The 17,427-nt window shown below is 62.7% G+C and carries 20 protein-coding genes and 1 tRNA gene; 10 read left to right on the top strand and 11 right to left on the bottom strand.

What is annotated here, in order from left to right:
- Positions 1-10: 10 nt before the first annotated feature.
- The 4 genes from proB to rplU all read right to left on the bottom strand — a co-directional run bounded on the left by proB (position 11) and on the right by rplU (position 3,047).
- The gene (proB, locus tag ACLV74_RS00400) at positions 11-1,147 is read right to left on the bottom strand and encodes a glutamate 5-kinase (protein ID WP_411877380.1); all 1,137 of its coding nucleotides are present in this window, start codon (positions 1,145-1,147) and stop codon (positions 11-13) included.
- 112 nt (positions 1,148-1,259) lie between these two features.
- A complete protein-coding gene (cgtA, locus tag ACLV74_RS00395) occupies positions 1,260-2,345 on the bottom strand; it encodes an Obg family GTPase CgtA (protein WP_411877379.1) in 1,086 nt (361 codons plus the stop codon).
- 105 nt (positions 2,346-2,450) lie between these two features.
- Positions 2,451-2,708: a 50S ribosomal protein L27 gene (rpmA, locus tag ACLV74_RS00390; protein WP_122955354.1), complete on the bottom strand. Its 258-nt coding sequence runs from the start codon at positions 2,706-2,708 to the stop codon at positions 2,451-2,453.
- Positions 2,709-2,735: 27 nt separating this feature from the next.
- Complete coding sequence (gene rplU / locus ACLV74_RS00385; RefSeq protein ID WP_122955355.1) at positions 2,736-3,047, bottom strand: 50S ribosomal protein L21; 312 nt, start codon at positions 3,045-3,047, stop codon at positions 2,736-2,738.
- Positions 3,048-3,232: 185 nt separating this feature from the next.
- Between rplU and ACLV74_RS00380 the strand changes: the two genes are divergently transcribed.
- From ACLV74_RS00380 to ACLV74_RS00340, 9 genes are all read left to right on the top strand, one after another.
- Complete coding sequence (locus tag ACLV74_RS00380) at positions 3,233-4,216, top strand: polyprenyl synthetase family protein (protein ID WP_411877378.1); 984 nt, start codon at positions 3,233-3,235, stop codon at positions 4,214-4,216.
- Positions 4,217-4,231: 15 nt separating this feature from the next.
- Positions 4,232-4,308: transfer RNA gene (locus ACLV74_RS00375), tRNA-Pro, on the top strand.
- 130 nt (positions 4,309-4,438) lie between these two features.
- Positions 4,439-6,172, top strand: a complete 1,734-nt coding sequence (gene pilB / locus ACLV74_RS00370; RefSeq protein ID WP_411877377.1) for a type IV-A pilus assembly ATPase PilB — start codon at positions 4,439-4,441, stop codon at positions 6,170-6,172.
- 84 nt (positions 6,173-6,256) lie between these two features.
- Entirely contained in the window at positions 6,257-7,474 is a 1,218-nt protein-coding gene (locus ACLV74_RS00365; RefSeq protein ID WP_411877376.1) for a type II secretion system F family protein, read from the top strand.
- Positions 7,474-8,325 carry a prepilin peptidase gene (locus ACLV74_RS00360; RefSeq protein ID WP_411877375.1) on the top strand — a complete coding sequence of 284 codons (852 nt, stop codon included), beginning with the start codon at positions 7,474-7,476 and terminating at the stop codon, positions 8,323-8,325. Before ACLV74_RS00365 ends, ACLV74_RS00360 begins: the two co-directional genes overlap by 1 nt.
- A gap of 4 nt (positions 8,326-8,329) precedes the next feature.
- A complete protein-coding gene (coaE, locus tag ACLV74_RS00355) occupies positions 8,330-8,941 on the top strand; it encodes a dephospho-CoA kinase (protein WP_411877374.1) in 612 nt (203 codons plus the stop codon).
- A gap of 43 nt (positions 8,942-8,984) precedes the next feature.
- Positions 8,985-9,740 carry a cell division protein ZapD gene (gene zapD / locus ACLV74_RS00350; RefSeq protein ID WP_411877573.1) on the top strand — a complete coding sequence of 252 codons (756 nt, stop codon included), beginning with the start codon at positions 8,985-8,987 and terminating at the stop codon, positions 9,738-9,740.
- Between the two features lie 71 nt (positions 9,741-9,811).
- A complete protein-coding gene (locus tag ACLV74_RS00345; RefSeq protein WP_411877373.1) occupies positions 9,812-10,018 on the top strand; it encodes a DNA gyrase inhibitor YacG in 207 nt (68 codons plus the stop codon).
- A 64-nt stretch (positions 10,019-10,082) separates the two neighbouring features.
- Positions 10,083-10,358 (top strand): hypothetical protein, encoded by a 276-nt coding sequence (locus ACLV74_RS00340; protein WP_411877372.1) that lies wholly within the window; start codon positions 10,083-10,085, stop codon positions 10,356-10,358.
- A 61-nt stretch (positions 10,359-10,419) separates the two neighbouring features.
- Here the strand turns inward: ACLV74_RS00340 and grxD are convergent, their stop codons facing one another.
- From grxD to hemA, 4 genes are all read right to left on the bottom strand, one after another.
- Positions 10,420-10,749, bottom strand: coding sequence for a Grx4 family monothiol glutaredoxin (gene grxD, locus ACLV74_RS00335; RefSeq protein ID WP_411877371.1), 330 nt, complete (start codon positions 10,747-10,749; stop codon positions 10,420-10,422).
- 117 nt (positions 10,750-10,866) lie between these two features.
- Positions 10,867-11,754, bottom strand: a complete 888-nt coding sequence (prmC, locus tag ACLV74_RS00330) for a peptide chain release factor N(5)-glutamine methyltransferase (RefSeq protein ID WP_411877370.1) — start codon at positions 11,752-11,754, stop codon at positions 10,867-10,869.
- Between the two features lie 5 nt (positions 11,755-11,759).
- A complete protein-coding gene (prfA, locus tag ACLV74_RS00325; protein ID WP_411877369.1) occupies positions 11,760-12,881 on the bottom strand; it encodes a peptide chain release factor 1 in 1,122 nt (373 codons plus the stop codon).
- Between the two features lie 94 nt (positions 12,882-12,975).
- Positions 12,976-14,265: a glutamyl-tRNA reductase gene (gene hemA / locus ACLV74_RS00320; protein ID WP_411877368.1), complete on the bottom strand. Its 1,290-nt coding sequence runs from the start codon at positions 14,263-14,265 to the stop codon at positions 12,976-12,978.
- A gap of 133 nt (positions 14,266-14,398) precedes the next feature.
- Here hemA and ACLV74_RS00315 point away from each other — a divergent pair, with 133 nt between their 5' ends.
- Positions 14,399-14,689: a hypothetical protein gene (locus tag ACLV74_RS00315; protein WP_411877367.1), complete on the top strand. Its 291-nt coding sequence runs from the start codon at positions 14,399-14,401 to the stop codon at positions 14,687-14,689.
- Here the strand turns inward: ACLV74_RS00315 and ugpQ are convergent.
- The 3 genes from ugpQ to ugpE are packed head-to-tail and all read right to left on the bottom strand — an operon-like array spanning position 14,686 to position 17,354.
- Positions 14,686-15,438, bottom strand: a complete 753-nt coding sequence (gene ugpQ / locus ACLV74_RS00310; RefSeq protein WP_411877366.1) for a glycerophosphodiester phosphodiesterase — start codon at positions 15,436-15,438, stop codon at positions 14,686-14,688. The two genes, ACLV74_RS00315 and ugpQ, sit on opposite strands and share 4 nt — an antisense overlap.
- An 8-nt stretch (positions 15,439-15,446) precedes the next feature.
- Positions 15,447-16,466, bottom strand: a complete 1,020-nt coding sequence (locus ACLV74_RS00305) for a sn-glycerol-3-phosphate import ATP-binding protein UgpC (RefSeq protein WP_411877365.1) — start codon at positions 16,464-16,466, stop codon at positions 15,447-15,449.
- A gap of 36 nt (positions 16,467-16,502) precedes the next feature.
- The gene (gene ugpE, locus ACLV74_RS00300) at positions 16,503-17,354 is read right to left on the bottom strand and encodes a sn-glycerol-3-phosphate ABC transporter permease UgpE (RefSeq protein WP_411877364.1); all 852 of its coding nucleotides are present in this window, start codon (positions 17,352-17,354) and stop codon (positions 16,503-16,505) included.
- Between the last annotated feature and the right edge of the window lie 73 nt (positions 17,355-17,427).

Below are 17,427 nucleotides of genomic sequence, written 5' to 3'. Positions count from 1 at the left end.
CCGGCCCCGCCTAGCGGGTCAGGACCAGGTTGGTGCGGTGGACCATTTCGGGTTCGCCCGTGTAGCCCAGCAGCTTTTCGAATTCCGAGGACGCCTTGCGGCAGATCAGCCGGGCTTCGGAGCTTGAATAGTTGGCCAGGCCGCGCGCGATCTCCCCGCCCTCGGGGCTGCGGATGGCGATGACGTCGCCACGCGAGAAATCGCCCTGAACCGCCGTCATGCCGATAGGCAGCAGGCTTTTCCCTTCGCCCTGTACCTTGACCACGGCACCTGCGTCGACAGTGACCGAGCCGCGCATTTGCAGGTGGTCCGCCATCCATTGCTTGCGCGCCTGCATTTTCTGTGTCTGTGCCACCAGCAGAGTGCCTATGGGCTCGCCCTGAGTCAGCCGGATCAGCGCCTGAGGCTCGCGGCCCCAGGCAATCACGGTCGAAGCGCCTGAACCGGCAGCGCGCTTGGCGGCCAGTATCTTGGTGATCATGCCGCCTTTACCGATGCTGGAGCCTGCGCCCCCGGCCATGGCTTCCAGCGCAGGGTCGCCGGCTTTGGCTTCGTGCACGAACTGGGCCGCCGGGTCCTTGCGCGGATCGGCGCTGTACAGGCCCCGCTGGTCGGTGAGGATCACAAGCGCGTCGGCCTCGACAAGGTTGGCCACCAGCGCGCCCAGCGTGTCGTTGTCGCCGAACTTGATTTCGTCGTTGACGACCGTGTCGTTTTCATTGATGACGGGAACGACGCCCAGTTGCAGCAAGGCCAGCAAGGTTGAACGGGCGTTGATGTAGCGCTCCCGGTCGGCGAGGTCGGCGTGCGTCAGCAGAACCTGCGCGCTGCCGATGCCGTTTTCGCGCAGCTTGGTTTCATAGACCTGGACCAAGCCCATCTGGCCCACCGCGGCTGCGGCCTGCAGCTCATGAATGGCTTTGGGACGGGTGGTCCAGTTCAGGCGTTTCATGCCCTCGGCGATGGCGCCGCTGCTCACCATGATCACTTCGCGTCCGTCCTTGACCAGGACGGCCAGCTGTTCGCACCAATGGCCTATGGCCACGGCGTCGAGCCCGCGGCCTTCATTGGTGACCAGGCTGGATCCCACCTTGACCACGATGCGTCTGGCGTTGCGCAGGATGGTGGAGCCTGGTTTGTCTTGCATGTTCAGTACTTCTCAGTCTGCTTTGCCGTCAATACGGACATCGGCAGCTATGGTTGAGTGAGCAAGTGCAGCCCTGCACCTGCCCGAGGTTGAGGGTGCCGGAAACGAAGGGTCAGGACGGTTCCGGCGGTTCCGGCGGAAGTGGGGCAAAGCGCGGATCGATTTCTTCCACGGGTTGCTCGCTCTTCTGGACCTTCTTGACGTGCTGGTAGATCGTCTTGATCAGGTGTTCGCAGCCCTCGCGCGTCAGCGCCGAGATCTCGAACACCGGGCCCTTGAACTTGAAGCGTTTGACGAAGTCCTTGACGATGGCCGCGCGCTTGTCGGCGTCCACCATGTCGAGCTTGTTGAGCACCAGCCAGCGCGGTTTTTCATAGAGCGCTTCGTCGTATTTTTTGAGCTCGCCAACGATGGCCTTGGCTTGCGCGACCGGGTCCACGCCTTCATCAAAAGGCGCCAGGTCGACGACGTGCAGCAGCAGCCGGGTGCGCTGCAGGTGGCGCAGGAAAAGGTGGCCCAGGCCCGCGCCTTCGGAAGCGCCTTCGATCAGGCCGGGCAGGTCGGCCACCACAAAGCTCTGCTCGGGGCCCACCCGCACCACGCCCAGGTTGGGGTGCAGCGTGGTGAACGGGTAGTCGGCGATGCGGGGGCGGGCGTTGGAGACCGCCGAGATGAAGGTGGATTTGCCGGCATTGGGCATGCCCAGCAGGCCGACGTCGGCCAGCACCTTGAGCTCAAGCTTCAGGCTTTTGCGCTCGCCGGGCCAACCCGGCGTTTTGCTGCGGGGCGCACGGTTGGTCGAGCTTTTGAAGCGCAGGTTGCCGAAACCGCCGTCGCCGCCCTTGGCGATCAGGACCTGCTCGCCAGGCACCAGCAGCTCGAAAAGGACTTCGCCCGTTTCTGCGTCGGTCAGGATGGTGCCCACAGGCATTTTGAGGATGATGTCGTCGCCCTTGGCGCCGAACATGTCCGAGCCCATGCCGTGACCGCCGTTGCGGGCGTCGTGCCGGCGCGAAAACCGGAAATCCACCAGAGTGTTCAGGTTGATGTCCGCGACCGCGTACACATGGCCACCGCGCCCGCCATCGCCGCCGTTGGGCCCGCCGAACTCTTTGTACTTTTCGTGGCTGAAGGAGACGCAGCCACTCCCGCCATCGCCTGCGGCAATGTCAATAAAGGCTTCGTCAACGAATTTCATGATGGAGTGCTGCGGTAAGAAACGGCGCGGTGAGGGTAGGGAAGGAAGTTTACAAACAAAAAAGCCCCGACAGGTCGGGGCTTCGATGCCATCGAAGTGATCAGCTTAAGCCGGGGTCACATTCACGGTGTGCTTGTTCAGCGCACCTTTGACGGAAAACGAGACCGAGCCGTCAACCAGTGCAAACAGGGTGTGGTCTTTGCCGATGCCGACATTGACGCCTGGATGGAACTTGGTGCCGCGCTGGCGCACGATGATGCTGCCTGCGTTGATGACTTCGCCGCCAAATTTCTTGACGCCAAGCATTTTGGGCTGTGAATCACGCCCGTTGCGCGTAGAGCCGCCGCCTTTTTTCTGTGCCATTTTTCGTTACTCCTGGTACGTCCCTGCTTAACCGGCGATAGCGCCGATTTGCAGTTCCGTGTAGTTTTGCCGGTGGCCCTGACGTTTTTGGTAGTGCTTGCGACGGCGCATTTTGAAAATGCGAACCTTGTCGTGCCTACCTTGCGAAAGGACAGTGACTGTAACAGTGGCGCCGGACACCAAGGGCGTACCAACCGTGATTGTGCTGCCGGTGCCGACAGCCAATACCTGGTCAATAACGATCTCTTGGCCTACGTCCGCAGCAATCTGTTCTACTTTAATTTTTTCTCCAGTAGCAACTTTGTATTGTTTGCCACCGGTTTTTATGACCGCGTACATGTAAGACCTCGTAAATTGAGTTCTGCAGACGGATTTCCGCAGAGCCCAATATTCTAGCACGGCAGGTAGAAAATGGCCAGTAGGGCTGTTTTACGGCTTTTCGGAGCCTGTTTCCGGGACCCGTCGAGGCAGTGCCGGCGGGGCGGCTTCCTATAATCTGCCCACACTTAATGTCTGGATCGCTCTTGTCTGCCAATTCTTCAAGCACCGCCGCAGCCCTTGCCCTGATTGCCGATGACATGCGCGGGATGGACGCGGTGATCGAGCGCCGCCTGAAGTCCGAAGTGCCTCTGGTCAGCCAGGTTTCCGGCTATATCGTGGCGGCCGGCGGAAAACGGCTGCGCCCGGCCCTTTTGTTGCTGATGTGCGGCGCTTTGGGGTATCGGGACGAACAGCGCTACAACCTCGCGGCCGTCGTGGAGTTCATCCACACGGCGACTTTGTTGCATGACGATGTGGTGGACGAATCCACCTTGCGCCGCGGCCGGGCGACCGCCAACGAGGCATTCGGCAACCCCGCGAGCGTGCTGGTCGGCGATTTCCTCTATTCCCGGGCGTTCCAGATGATGGTGGAAGCCGGTGACATGCGCGTCATGCAAACCCTCGCGGAAGCCACTAATGTGATTGCCGAAGGGGAGGTGCTGCAGCTCATGAATATGCATGACGCGGCGCTCTCCGAGGAGGGCTACCTGCGCGTGATTCGCTCCAAGACGGCCAAGCTGTTCGAAGCCAGCGCCCGCTTGGCGGCCTTGCTGGCGAAGTCGCCGCCCGCCATTGAGCAAAGCTGCGCCGACTACGGGCAAGCCTTGGGCACGGCGTTTCAGGTGATCGATGACGTGCTTGACTATGACGGGGACGTCTCGGAAATGGGCAAAAACCTGGGCGATGACCTGCGCGAAGGCAAGGCGACGCTGCCGCTGATCATCGCGATGCAGCGCGGCAGCGAAGCGGAGCGGGCCACCATCCGGCAGGCCATTGAAACCGGCGGCACCGACCAGATGGCACAGATCATTGAGATCGTGCAGCACACCGGAGCGTTGCGGGCCACCCGCGACGCCGCTGCCGTGGAGGCGCAGCGCGCGCTGAATGCCTTGCAGATATTGCCGCAAAACATTTACAGTAATGCCTTGACGCAGCTGGCCTCCCAATTGCTGGAGAGGCGTTCCTGATGAGCTGCGCGACGGCGGGGTGTAGCTTAGCCTGGTAGAGCGCTACGTTCGGGACGTAGAGGCCGGAGGTTCGAATCCTCTCACCCCGACCAGGTCTGTTTTCATCGTAAGTGTGCGTTTCTTCGCATAGTTCCAACGCCACTTGGGTTGCGGGGGTGTTTTCGATTTACACCCGGGAATCTATGGGCGATGATACCTATTTGAGCTAATCCCCCGAGAACTATGGCCGCTGTCGACACCGCTATCAACCAACCGCCTTCCATGGCTTTGCCCGGCTTGGGACGGGCCTTGGTGATTGCCGGAAAGTTAGGTCAAAAGGCCGCCGAAGACATTTTCCGCAAGGCCCAAACCGGCCGCACCAGTTTTATCGCCGAGCTCACGGGTTCCGGCGCGGTGTCCGCGTTCGATCTGGCCCACACCATGTCCACGGCATTTGCCGCGCCTTTGCTGGATTTAGAGGCCATCGACGTGCAGCGTTTGCCCAAGGGGTTGCTGGATAACAAGATTTGCGCGACCTACCGCATCGTCGTGCTGAGCAAGCGCAACAACCGCCTGATCGTCGCCACAGCCGATCCTTCCGACCAGGAAGCAGCGGAAAAAATCAAGTTCTCCACCCAGATGGGGGTGGATTGGGTCATCGCAGAGTACGACAAGCTTTCGAAACTGGCGGAGGCGTCCAACACCACGGCTTCCGAGGCCATGGAAAGCATCATCGGCGACGATTTTGAGTTTGACGAAGCCAGCACCGACGCGTCGAGCGAGGATAACGAGGCGAGTGTCTCTGAAGTTGAAGATGCGCCGGTCGTCAAATTCCTGCAGAAAATGCTGCTCGATGCCTTCAGCATGCGCGCCTCCGACCTGCATTTTGAACCGTTCGAGCATACCTACCGCGTGCGCTTTCGGGTGGACGGCGAGCTGCGCGAAATCGCGTCGCCGCCCGTGGCCATCAAGGAGAAGCTGGCTGCGCGGATCAAAGTCATATCCAAGCTCGACATCTCCGAGAAGCGCGTTCCGCAAGACGGCAAGATGAAACTCAAGATCGGCCCGGATCGCGTCATCGATTTCCGGGTCAGCACCTTGCCGACCATGTATGGCGAAAAAATCGTCATTCGTATCCTGGATCCGAGCAGCGCCAAGCTGGGTATTGACGCGCTGGGCTACGAGCCCGTTGAAAAAGAGCGGTTGCTGGCGGCCATCCAGCGCCCCTACGGTATGGTGCTCGTGACCGGCCCCACCGGCTCCGGGAAGACCGTGTCGCTCTATACCTGCCTGAACATCCTCAACAAGCCCGGCGTCAACATCGCGACGGCCGAGGATCCCGCCGAAATCACCTTGCCGGGCGTTAACCAGGTCAGCATGAACGACAAGGCCGGCATGACATTTTCGGTCGCTCTCAAGGCGTTCTTGCGGCAGGATCCCGACATCATCATGGTCGGTGAAATCCGGGACCTTGAAACCGCCGATATCGCGATCAAGGCTGCACAGACCGGCCACATGGTCATGTCCACGTTGCATACAAACGACGCGCCGACCACACTGACGCGTATGCGCAACATGGGCATCGCGCCTTTTAATATTGCCTCCAGCGTCATTCTGATCACCGCCCAGCGCCTGGCGCGGCGCCTCTGCCTCAACTGCAAAGCCCCTGCGGACATCCCGCGCGAGACCTTGCTGGAAGCGGGCTTCAAGGAGGAAGATGTCGATGGCTCCTGGACGCCGTATCGTCCGGTTGGCTGCTCCATGTGCACGAATGGTTACAAAGGCCGGGTCGGTGTTTATCAGGTCATGCCCATTTCCGAGGAAATTCAGCGTATCGTCCTTCGCGACGGCAGCGCGATGGATATCGCGGCCCAGGCGGAGGCCGAAGGCGTCAGGAGCCTGCGTCAATCGGGGCTGTCAAAAGTTAAACTCGGCCTGACCTCGCTGGAGGAGATTCTGGGGTGCACCAATGTTTAAGCCGGTGCGCTTGACAGCCGGGACAGGGCGGCGTGACGGTGGCGACGGGGCGGCTTGAGGCTGTCCATACAACGAGAAGGCATCATGGCAACTGCAGCATCCAAAGGCATCAAGGAATTTGTTTTCGAGTGGGAAGGCAAGGACAGGGGCGGAAAACAGGTCCGCGGCGAAATTCGCGCTTCCGGTGAAAACCAGGTCAAGTCCTCGTTGCGCCGGCAGGGTGTTTTGCCCGTCAAGATCAGGAAGCGCAAGATGCGCTCCGGCAAGTCCATCAAGCCCAGGGACATCGCCATTTTTACCCGCCAGCTGGCCACCATGATGAAGGCCGGCGTGCCGTTGCTGCAGGCCTTTGATATCGTGGGCCGCGGCAATCCCAATGGCAGCGTGACCAAGCTGCTCAATGACGTGCGCACCGATGTGGAAACCGGGACGTCGCTGAGTGCGGCATTTCGCAAATACCCCCTGTATTTCAATGCGCTGTACTGCAACCTGGTTGAGGCAGGCGAGGCCGCCGGTATTCTGGAATCCCTGCTGGACCGCCTGGCGGTCTACATGGAGAAAACCGAGGCAATCAAATCGAAGATCAAGTCGGCCCTGATGTATCCCATATCGGTGATGGTCGTGGCTTTCGTGGTGGTTGCCGTGATCATGATTTTTGTGATTCCGGCGTTTAAAACCGTGTTTTCGTCCTTCGGCGCGGACTTGCCCGGCCCCACCCTGGTAGTGATTGCGATCAGCGAATTTTTCGTGGCTTATTGGTGGTTGATTTTCGGAGGCATCGGCGGGGGACTTTACTTTTTCTTCCAGGCCTGGAAGCGCAACGAGAAGATGCAGAAAGTCATGGACAGGGTAATGCTCAAGATACCCGTGTTTGGCGCCTTGATCGAGAAATCCTGCATAGCCCGCTGGACGCGCACGCTTTCCACCATGTTTGCCGCCGGCGTCCCGCTGGTGGAAGCGCTGGACTCCGTGGGGGGCGCCTCGGGCAATTCGCTGTACGCCGACGCGACCATAAAAATCCAGCAGGAGGTCTCTACGGGGACCAGCCTCACGGCAGCCATGGGCAATGCCAACCTGTTCCCCACCATGGTGCTGCAGATGTGCGCCATCGGCGAAGAGTCCGGCTCCATCGACCACATGCTGGGCAAGGCCGCCGACTTTTATGAAGCCGAGGTCGATGAGATGGTGGCGGGCCTTTCGAGCTTGATGGAACCCATCATCATCGTGATCCTGGGTACCCTTATTGGCGGGATCGTGGTCTCCATGTACCTACCCATCTTCAAGCTGGGTTCCGTCGTTTAATGGAGCCCGGTCTGGGGCCGGTGCTGGATGCGCTACTCGCCGGTGTTTTCGGGCTGCTGATCGGCAGTTTTCTCAACGTCGTTATTTACCGCCTGCCCAGGATCATGGAGCGGCAGTGGGCACAGGAATGCGCCGAGCTGACCCGAACCCCCCAGGAACCCGTCGAAAAATTCAACCTGCTGGTGCCGCGTTCGCGCTGCTCCAGTTGCGGCCACGTCATACGCTGGTATGAAAACATTCCGGTGGCCAGCTACCTGTTTCTACGGGGCAAGTGCTCGGTGTGCGGCACACCCTATGGCGTGCGCTACCCCATTGTGGAAGCGGTAACGGGCGCCCTGTTCTTTTTTTGCGTATGGCGCTGGGGCTGGTCGCTGACCGCGCTGGCATGGTGCGGGTTCTCTGCCGCGCTGCTGGCGCTGGCCCTGATTGACTGGGACACGACCCTGCTGCCGGATGACATCACCTTGCCCTTGCTGTGGGCCGGCCTGATCGTCGCCGCCCTGCAATGGAATCCGCCCGTCAGCTTGCCGACGGCATTGTGGGGAGCGGTCGCCGGCTACCTCTCGCTGTGGCTGGTCTACTGGGCGTTCAAGCTGGTTACAGGCAAGGAAGGCATGGGCTACGGCGACTTCAAGCTTTTTGCCGCTCTCGGCGCCTGGTTCGGCTGGCCGGCGCTGGTACCGATGATCCTGATGGCATCCGTGATCGGCGCCGTCATCGGCATAGCGCTGAAGTTTTCCAGTGGATTGCGCGAGGGCGGCTATGTCCCCTTCGGCCCCTTCCTGGCGGGGGCGGGATTCACGGCCATGGTGTTTGGGCCTCAATCCATTTTGCGGTTTGTGGGCTTGTGATGCCATGCGCCGTGCAGCCTTGCGCATCGGACTGACCGGCGGCATAGGCAGCGGGAAAAGCACGGTTGCCCGCACCCTGGTGGCGTGCGGCGCGACCCTGGTGGACGCCGATGCGATCTCCCGCGCGGTCACCGCCGCCGGCGGTGCAGCCGTGAAAGAAATCGCTGCGCAGTTTGGTGACCAGTTCATCACCTCCGATGGCGCCATGGACCGGGAATTGATGCGGCAGCTCGCCTTTACCGACACGTCCGCCAGGCGGCGGCTGGAGTCCATTGTTCATCCCCTTGTGAGCCAGGAAACCCTCAGGCAATACGGGAACGCCGTCAGCGCAGGCAGCGCCTGTGTGGTGTTTGATGTTCCCCTGCTGGTGGAGTCCGGGCGCTGGCGGCAACAGCTGGAACAGGTGCTGGTCGTGGATTGCAGCGAAGCCGCGCAGGTCAGCCGGGTCATGGCCCGCAACGGCTGGCCCCGCGAAGCGGTGGAGAAAGTCATCGCCGGGCAGGCCAGCCGCGCGCAGCGCCTTTCGGCCGCGGATCTGTGTCTGTACAACGATGGTTTGCCGCTGGATGCGCTGGATGCCCAGGTGCGGCAACTGGCCGCGCGCTTCGGGCTATGATGCGCAAACAAACCTCCTCATTGAAGCCGACGAAAATAGCGCTGTGATCCTTTACGAGTATCCTTTCCACGAACGCATACGCACTTATTTGCGACTTGAACACCTGTTCCGCCGCCTTGGCGAACTGGTGGAGCGGGAGAGCCCGACGGATCATCACTACGCCATCACGACGATTTTTGAAATCATGGACGTGGGCGCCCGGGCCGACCTGAAGACCGACGTCCTGAAGGACCTCGAAAAACAAAAGCATGTTCTCAACGGCTACCGCGGCAACCCGGCCATTTCCGAGGCCGTGCTTGACGAGGTGACAGGCCAGCTTGAGGGGTGTTTTTCAGCATTGAACGGCCTGCCTGGCAAAGCCGGCCAGTCCCTGACCGAAAACGACTGGCTCATGAGCATTCGCAGCCGCGTCGGCATTCCCGGCGGAACCTGCGAGTTCGATCTGCCGGCCTATTACGCCTGGCAACACCTGCCAACCGGCGTGCGCCAGCAAGACCTGCAGCGCTGGATCACGCCGCTGGTGCCTCTGGCCGAGTCCATTCGAGTGTTGCTGACACTGCTGCGCGATTCCGGGGCAGCGCAAAAAGTGGTGGCCCCGGCGGGGCAATACCAGCAGACGCTACCGCAAGGGCGCACTTTCCAGCTCCTGCGCCTCAGGATTGATCCCTCCCTCGGCCTGATCCCGGAAATCAGCGGCAACCGTCTGATCGTCTCCGTGCGCCTCATGCGCCACGGCAGCGACGACCGGTTGCATGCCAGCACCGAAGATTCGGCGTTTGAGCTGACTCTCTGTTCCTGATCCCGGGCGCTGCCGAACACGGGCCGTCCCATCCGTTTGATCCTACAGACCTGTCCCGAAACATGCCTGCGATGAAAAAAGATTCCCCACCCGTCAAGCTGGTCGTATGCCCGGGCTGCGGCGGCGAAAGCGTTTACGCGCCCAGCAATCCCTTTCGCCCTTTCTGCAGCGAGCGCTGCAAAAACATCGACCTGGGCGCCTGGGCCAGCGAAGGTTTTCGGTTGCCGGCGGACACGCCGCCCGATGACGAGGTGTTCGGCGATCCGAAGCTGCAATAAAATTTGATGAGGCACGCGGCGTCACCCGCGTTTGGTGAGAGTAAAAAAAGATAGGGAGAGAAAAATGAACAGGAAGTCTTTGGGCTGGCCCCTCCTGGCCGCGCTCATGATCGCCGCGTTGGCGGCAACCGGTGCCCAGGCACAGACTCAGTCGGCGCCGGAAGGCGACAAGCCCGCGAAGTCCAAATCCAAAAAGGCCGCGAAAAGCGGCGCCGCCAGCGGTGGCAAGGTCACATTCATCCAGGGATCCGGCGAAACGCCCGCCCAGCGTACCGCGCGCCTCAAGCGTGAATGCAAGGGAGCCGTGGACGCAGGCGTCTGCACGGGCTACACGCGCTGACTGGTAATCAAGAGAATAAGAGAGGCCACCATCGGCGGCCCGCGGGCACCGGGCCTTGAGTTCAGGCGGCGGGCGTTCCCAGTACCTGCTGGAGTTCGCCGCTCTGGTACATCTCCATCATGATGTCCGAGCCGCCTATGAATTCGCCCTTCACATACAGCTGGGGAATGGTCGGCCAGTTGCTGAATTCCTTGATGCCATGGCGAATTTCCTCGTCTTCCAGCACATTCACGGTGGCGGGCTTGTTCACGCCGCAGGCCTTGAGGACCTGGATGGCGCGGCCGGAAAAACCGCACATCGGGAACTGGGCCGTGCCCTTCATGAAAAGGACCACGTCGCTCGATTTGACGATTTCGGCGATGCGTTGCTGGGTGGGGTCTGTGGTGCTCATGGTGAAATCCTTTGGAAATCCTGGGGGGTAAGGGTCCGGGCGCCCGTGCCGGGCCCCATTGCCGGGGCCGGGCCGTTTCAATTAGATGGAATCTGGAAACCAGAATTCAACGGCTGATTATCCCGCCGTTTGAAATCCCGCGCCGATTCCTTGTCCACCCGGCCACAGCCCCCCGGAGCAGCGCGCGATCCCGGCCAGGTCCATGCGGCTTTGGACTTGCACAAAGCCTTCCCGGGCGAGCAGTGCGCACACCGCCTCGGCCTGGTCGTAGCCGTGCTCCAGCAGCAGCCAGCCGCCTGCGAGCAGATGGCCGGGCGCCTGCGCGATGATTTCCCGGATGTCGTCCAGCCCGTCCGAACCGGAGGCCAAGGCGGCCAGCGGTTCGTAGGCCAGGTCTACCAGATGCGCATCGGCGCTGGCGATATAGGGCGGGTTGCTGACGATCAGGTGAAAGTGTCCACTAACTTCTTTCAGCCAGTGGCTTTGAATGAACCCCAGTTTCAGTTGCAGGCGGACGGCATTGTCACGGGCCACGTCGAGCGCATCGCTGCTCGCATCAACGGCCGTCACCGTGCCTTGGCGGCCACTGGTTTGCAGGCTGTGGGCGATAGCGAGTGCAATCGCGCCGCTGCCCGTGCCCAGGTCCAGCACGGCGGGCGCGCTTGCCATGGCGGGTGTTCGCAGCAATTCGAGCGCCCAATCCACCAGGGTCTCGGTGTCGGGCCTGGGCACCAGCACGCGGGCGTCCACCGTCAGCGCCAGGCCGAAAAACTCCTTGTGGCCGACGATATACGCCAGCGGCTCGCCGGCCGCCCGGCGCAGGCACATGGCCCGGAAATCCTCCGCGGCCTTTTCCGTCAGGACGTCGGTATCGTGGGCCAGCAACCAAGCCCGCGCGTCGTCGGGCTTGCCCAGGGCGTGCAGCAGCAGAAGCTGGGCGTCCAGCCGATCCAGCCCCAGGGTCTGGGCAGCGGCCAGGGCTTGCGCGCAAGTTGGCGGATTCACGGCCCTCAAAGCCCGCTGTTGGCGGTTTCCAGCTCGGCGAGCTGCTCGGCGCCGCGCGCCACCTGCAGTGCGGTGATGACGTCGCCCAGGTCGCCTTCCATGATGGCCAGCAGCTTGTACAGCGTCAGGTTGATGCGGTGGTCGGTCAGGCGGCCCTGCGGGAAGTTGTAGGTGCGGATGCGGTCGCTGCGGTCGCCCGTGCCGACCAGGCCCTTGCGCAGGGCGGCGTCCTTGGCGGCGCGCTCGGCGCGGTCTTTTTCATGGATGCGGGCCGTCAGCACCTTGAGCGCCTGGGCCTTGTTGCTGTGCTGGCTGCGGCCTTCCTGGCACTCGGCGACGATGCCGGTCGGGATGTGCGTGATGCGCACGGCCGAGTCGGTCTTGTTGATGTGCTGGCCGCCGGCGCCGCTGGCGCGGTAAGTGTCGATCCGCAGGTCGGCCGGGTTGATCTGGATGGCCACGGCCTCGTCGGGCTCGGGCATCACGGCCACCGTGCAGGCGCTGGTGTGGATGCGGCCCTGGGTTTCGGTGGCCGGCACGCGCTGCACGCGGTGGCCGCCCGACTCGAAGCGCAGCTTGCCGTAAACGCCCACGCCCAGGGCATCGGCGGCGCCCTCTATACGCAGCACCACCTCCTTGTAGCCGCCCAGCTCGCTGGGCGACTCGCTGATGATCTCGACCTGCCAGCGGTTGCGCTCGGCAAAACGGGTGTACATGCGAAACAGGTCGCCCGCGAACAGCGCAGACTCGTCGCCGCCGGTCCCGGCGCGGATTTCCACAAAGGCCGGCCGCACATCGTCAGGGTCCTTGGGGATCAGCATCAGCTGCAGGGCTTCGTCGATCTGTGCGATGTCGGCCTTGGCCGCGTCAATCTCTTCCTCGGCCATGGCGGCCATCTCGGGGTCGTCTTTCGCCTCGGCCAGCATGCTTTCGGCGCTGTTCAGGTCGGCTTCACGGCCGGTGAGCCGCCTGTACTGCTCGGCAATCACGCTGGCTTCGGCGTGTTCCCGGGTCAGGGCGCGAAAGCGGTCCAGGTCGCTGACCACGTCGCTGGCGGACAGCAGCGAGTCCAGCTCGTGCAACCGCAGAAGCTGGCGGTCCAGGGTTTGGCGAAGAAAGGGTTTCATGGAAGTGGGGCTGCAAAAGCCGGAAAGGATGCCGCAAGGCCGTCAACAAGGGCGCCGTCGGGTGCCGGCAGGAGGAGTCAGCGCAGAGGCGGCGCTAACGCTCTTTGTCGTCGGGCCTGATTTTGGGCAGCTGGCCGCGCAAGAACAGCCTGGAGACGGTCTGCGCCGTGGCTTCGCGGCTGCTGGCGTCGCCCGCATGCAGTTCGGCCAGTGTGCCGTGCAGCATTTTTTGCGTCAACCCGCGGGTCAGCGCGTCCAGCACCGTGTCCAGGGGTTCGCCCCGGGCCAGCAGCTTCTTGGCCCGCACGATTTCGGCGGCGCGCCACGCGTCGGTTTGCGCATTGAGCTGCTGGATCAGCGGCACGCTGCGGCGCTGGCCCAGCCAGTGCATGAAGTTCTGCACGCCGGCGTCGATGATGACCTCGGCCTGCGCCACGGCGGCCTTGCGGCTGTCCTTGCCGGTCTGCACCACGTGCGCCAGGTCGTCCACCGTGTAGAGGTAGATGTCGGGCAGGCCCTTGACTTCGGGTTCGATGTCGCGTGGCACGGCCAGGTCGACCATGAACATGGGGCGGTGCTTGCGCAGCTTGACGGCGCGCTCGACGGCGCCCAGGCCGATGATGGGCAGCGTGCTGGCGGTGCAGCTGATCACCGCGTCGAATTCGTGCAGGCGGCTGGGCAAATCGGCCAGGCGCATGACTTCGGCGCCGAAGCGGCCGGCCAGCTTTTCGCCGCGCTCCAGCGTGCGGTTGGCGATCGCCATGGCCTTGGGATTTTTGGCGGCGAAGTGGGTGGCCGCCAGGTCAATCATCTCGCCAGCGCCGACAAACAGCACCTTGATGTCGCTCAAGTCTTCAAACAGCTGGCCGGCCAGGCGCACGCTGGCGGCCGCCATGCTGATGCTGTGGGCGCCGATTTCGGTGCTGCTGCGCACTTCCTTGGCCACGGCGAAGGAGCGCTGGAACAATTGGTGCAGTGTGGTGCCCATGGCCCCGGCGTCTTCGGCGGCGCGCACCGCGTCTTTCATCTGGCCCAGGATTTGCGGCTCGCCCAGCACCATGGAATCGAGCCCGCTGGCCACGCGAAAGGCGTGGCGGGCGACCTGGTCGCCGTGCAGCGTGTAGGCATGGGAGCGCAGCAGGGCCGGCGAGACGCCGCCGTTGTGCGCCAGCCACTCCAGCGTGTGGTCCATGTCGCCGTTGTCGCCGGCGCAGTAGATTTCGGTGCGGTTGCAGGTCGACAGCAGCGTGGCCTCGGGCTGGCGGGCCAGCGAGGCGCGCAGGCCCCGCAAAGTGGGCTCAATTTGGTCGATAGCGTAGGCAAAGCGTCCACGCAAATCGAGCGGTGCGGTGTTATGGTTTAGCCCAAGGGCCCAGACTGACATCCCCCGATTATAAAATTGAAGTGCTCACTCCGGCGGGAAGCCCTGACAATTGCCCTGATAGCCCCTTTTGGGGGCCTGTTTTGGCGCTGTGTCGGCGCCTTCCCCGGGGATTTTCCCCACCATCCGCAAGCGCATGACCTTTTACCTGCTGGCCAATCACCTGCTTAATTTTGTTTTGCCGGCCGCCGCCGTCGCCTTGCTGCTGGTGCTGTCCAGCCGCGTCTTTGGCGGTGTCTTCCGGTCCAAAACGCCCATGGCCGCCACATGGTGGGCGCAGGCGGCCATTGTTTTTGCCGTGAATGTTGCGGTGTTGGTCGCCGGCCTGCTGGTTTTCGGCCATGACGGGAAGATGCTGACCTATGCCGCGATGGTGGCCGGCGCGTCGCTGTGCCAGTGGGTGCTGACAGGCGCCTGGAAAGCCTAGTCAGGCTTGAAAACGTTCACGGCGTCCGTGATGATGCCGTCAGTCCCCAATGCCAGCAGCCTTTGCACGTTGGCCTCGTCGTTCACCGTGTAGCTCAACAACTTGAAGCCGGCTTTTTTGGCCTGCGCCACCGTGTCCGCATTCCACAGCTTGTGGTTGCAGACAATCGCCACGCAGCCCAGCCGGGTGGCCGTTTCCAGCCAGTTGACGGGAAGCTGGTCGAGCAGCAGGCCGCGCGGCAACTGCGGTTGTGTCGCCTGGGCCGCCTCCAGCGACAGCGGCTGGAAAGACGTCAGCAGCGGGGGAACGGCTTGGCCATGCCACAGCCGGACGGCCTCGTTGGCCACCACGGTGCCGGTATGGCTTTCCGCGCCCGGCGTGGGCTTGATCTCGATATTCAGGAAATAGCCCTTGTCCAGGCAAAAGCGGGCAATGCGCTCAAAGCTGGCCAGGCCTTCAGCGGCAAAGGCCGGCGAATGCCACGCACCCGCATCCAGCTTCGCCAGTGCCTCCCAACTGAGTTCGCCGGCCACGCCCTTGCCGTTGCTGGTGCGCTCCAGCGTGGCGTCGTGCAGCAAAAACGGGACGTCATCGGCGCTGAGCTTCACGTCGCACTCAAACATCCGGTAGCCGTGGCTGGCGCCCACCATGAAGGCGGCCAGGGTGTTTTCGGGGGCCAGCTTGCCGGCGCCGCGGTGCGCCACCCAGCGGGGATAGGGCCAGTGGGTGGCGGATACGGGATTCGTCATGGCGGGAATTACAGCCGTTTGCCGGTCTCGGCGTCAAACCAGTGCAGGCGGTCCGCGCGCGGCGTGACGTGGATGGTCGCGCCGATCTCGGGCGCTATCGACAGGCTTTCGTCGGTGCGCACGATCAGGAATTCCTCGCCCATGCGGCAGTACACCAGGCGTTCGGCGCCCAGCATTTCAATGGTGTCGACCTGCACGGCCCAGCCGGTGGCGCCCACCTGGAGATGCTCGGGTCGTATGCCCAGGATGGCGCCGGGCTTGCCGCCGAAGTCGGCATTGGGCGCCTGCTTGAGCAGGTTCATGGGCGGCGAGCCCATGAAGCTGGCCACAAAGGTGGTGGCGGGGCGGTTGTAGACCTCTTCGGGCGTGCCGAACTGCTCCATGCGGCCGGCGTTCATCACCATCATGCGCTGGGCCAGCGTCATGGCCTCGACCTGGTCGTGGGTGACGAAGAGCGAGGTGATGCCGAGCTCGCGGTGCAGTTTCTGGATTTCCAGGCGCGTCTGTACGCGCAGCTTGGCGTCCAGGTTGGACAGGGGTTCGTCGAATAGGAACACTTGAGGCTGGCGCACGATGGCACGGCCCATGGCCACGCGCTGGCGCTGCCCGCCCGAGAGCGCGCGGGGCTTGCGGTCCAGCAGGTGGCCCAGCTCCAGGATCCTGGCGGCCTTGTCGACGCGCGTCTTGATCTCGTCCTTGGGCACCTTGGCGATCTTCAGGCCGTAGGCCATGTTGTCGAACACGCTCATGTGCGGGTAGAGCGCGTAGTTCTGGAACACCATGGCGATGTCTCGCTCGGAGGGTTCCAGCTCGTTGACGACCTTGCCGCCTATGGAGATCTGCCCGTCGCTGACCTCTTCCAGCCCGGCCACCATGCGCAGCAGGGTGGATTTGCCGCAGCCCGAGGGCCCGACGATAACGATGAACTCGTGGTCGGCGATTTCGGCGTTCACGCCGTGCAGCACCTGCAGCGCGTCCTTGCCGGAGCCGTAGCGCTTGATGACGTTGTTGAATGAAAGGGATGCCATAGTTGTGTTCCGTCTTGTCTTGCTTGCGTGTTTCTTTTATTTCTCGGTGTCGACCAGGCCCTTGACGAACCATTTCTGCATCAGCACCACCACCAGGGCGGGCGGCAGCATCGCCAGGATGGCGGTGGCCATGACCACGTTCCATTCGTTCTGGCCGTCGCCGCCGGCGATCATGCGCTTGATGCCCACGACCACCGGGTACATGTCTTCGCTGGTCGTGGCCAGCAGCGGCCAGAGGTATTGGTTCCAGCCGTAAATGAACTGGATCACGAAGAGTGCCGCGATCGAGGTCTTGGACAGCGGCAGCAGCACGTCGAAGAAAAAGCGCATGGGGCTGGCGCCGTCCATGCGCGAGGCTTCCGTCAGTTCTTCAGGCACCGTCAGGAAGAACTGGCGGAACAGGAAGGTCGCCGTGGCCGAGGCGATCAGCGGCACCGTCAGGCCCGCATAGGTATTGAGCATGTTCAGGTCCGACAGCACCTTGTAGGTCGGCAGTATCCGCACCTCCACCGGCAGCATCAGGGTGACGAAGATGGCCCAGAAGCAGGTTTTCTTGAAGGGAAAGCGGAAGTACACGATGGCAAATGCCGACAGCAGCGAGATGGTGATCTTGCCGATGGCGATCACCATCGCCGTGACGAAGCTGACCCACATCATGTGCGCCACCGGCGCATTGGAGCCGGCCGCGGACTCGCGCCCGAACAGCGCCGCCTTGTAGCTGTCGAGCATGTTCGTGCCCGGCAGCAGCGGCATGGGCGCCTGCACGATTTCCTGCGCCGTATGGGTCGAGGCCACAAACGCCAGGTAGAGGGGAAAGGCGACGATGAGGACGCCCAGAATCACGATCACATGAGCAAGAATGCCATGGGTGCCGCGTTTTTCAACCATGATATGACCCCCACGGTTGCTCACTGCGAGCCTGCGGCAACGCCCTGCCCCTTGCACGGGTAAAGGGGCCGCT

Source organism: Polaromonas sp. YR568 (assembly GCF_943369415.1).
GTDB lineage: Bacteria > Pseudomonadota > Gammaproteobacteria > Burkholderiales > Burkholderiaceae_C > Polaromonas.
Note: the sequence above shows the minus strand (reverse complement) of the source record. Positions and strands in the feature narration are given on the sequence as shown.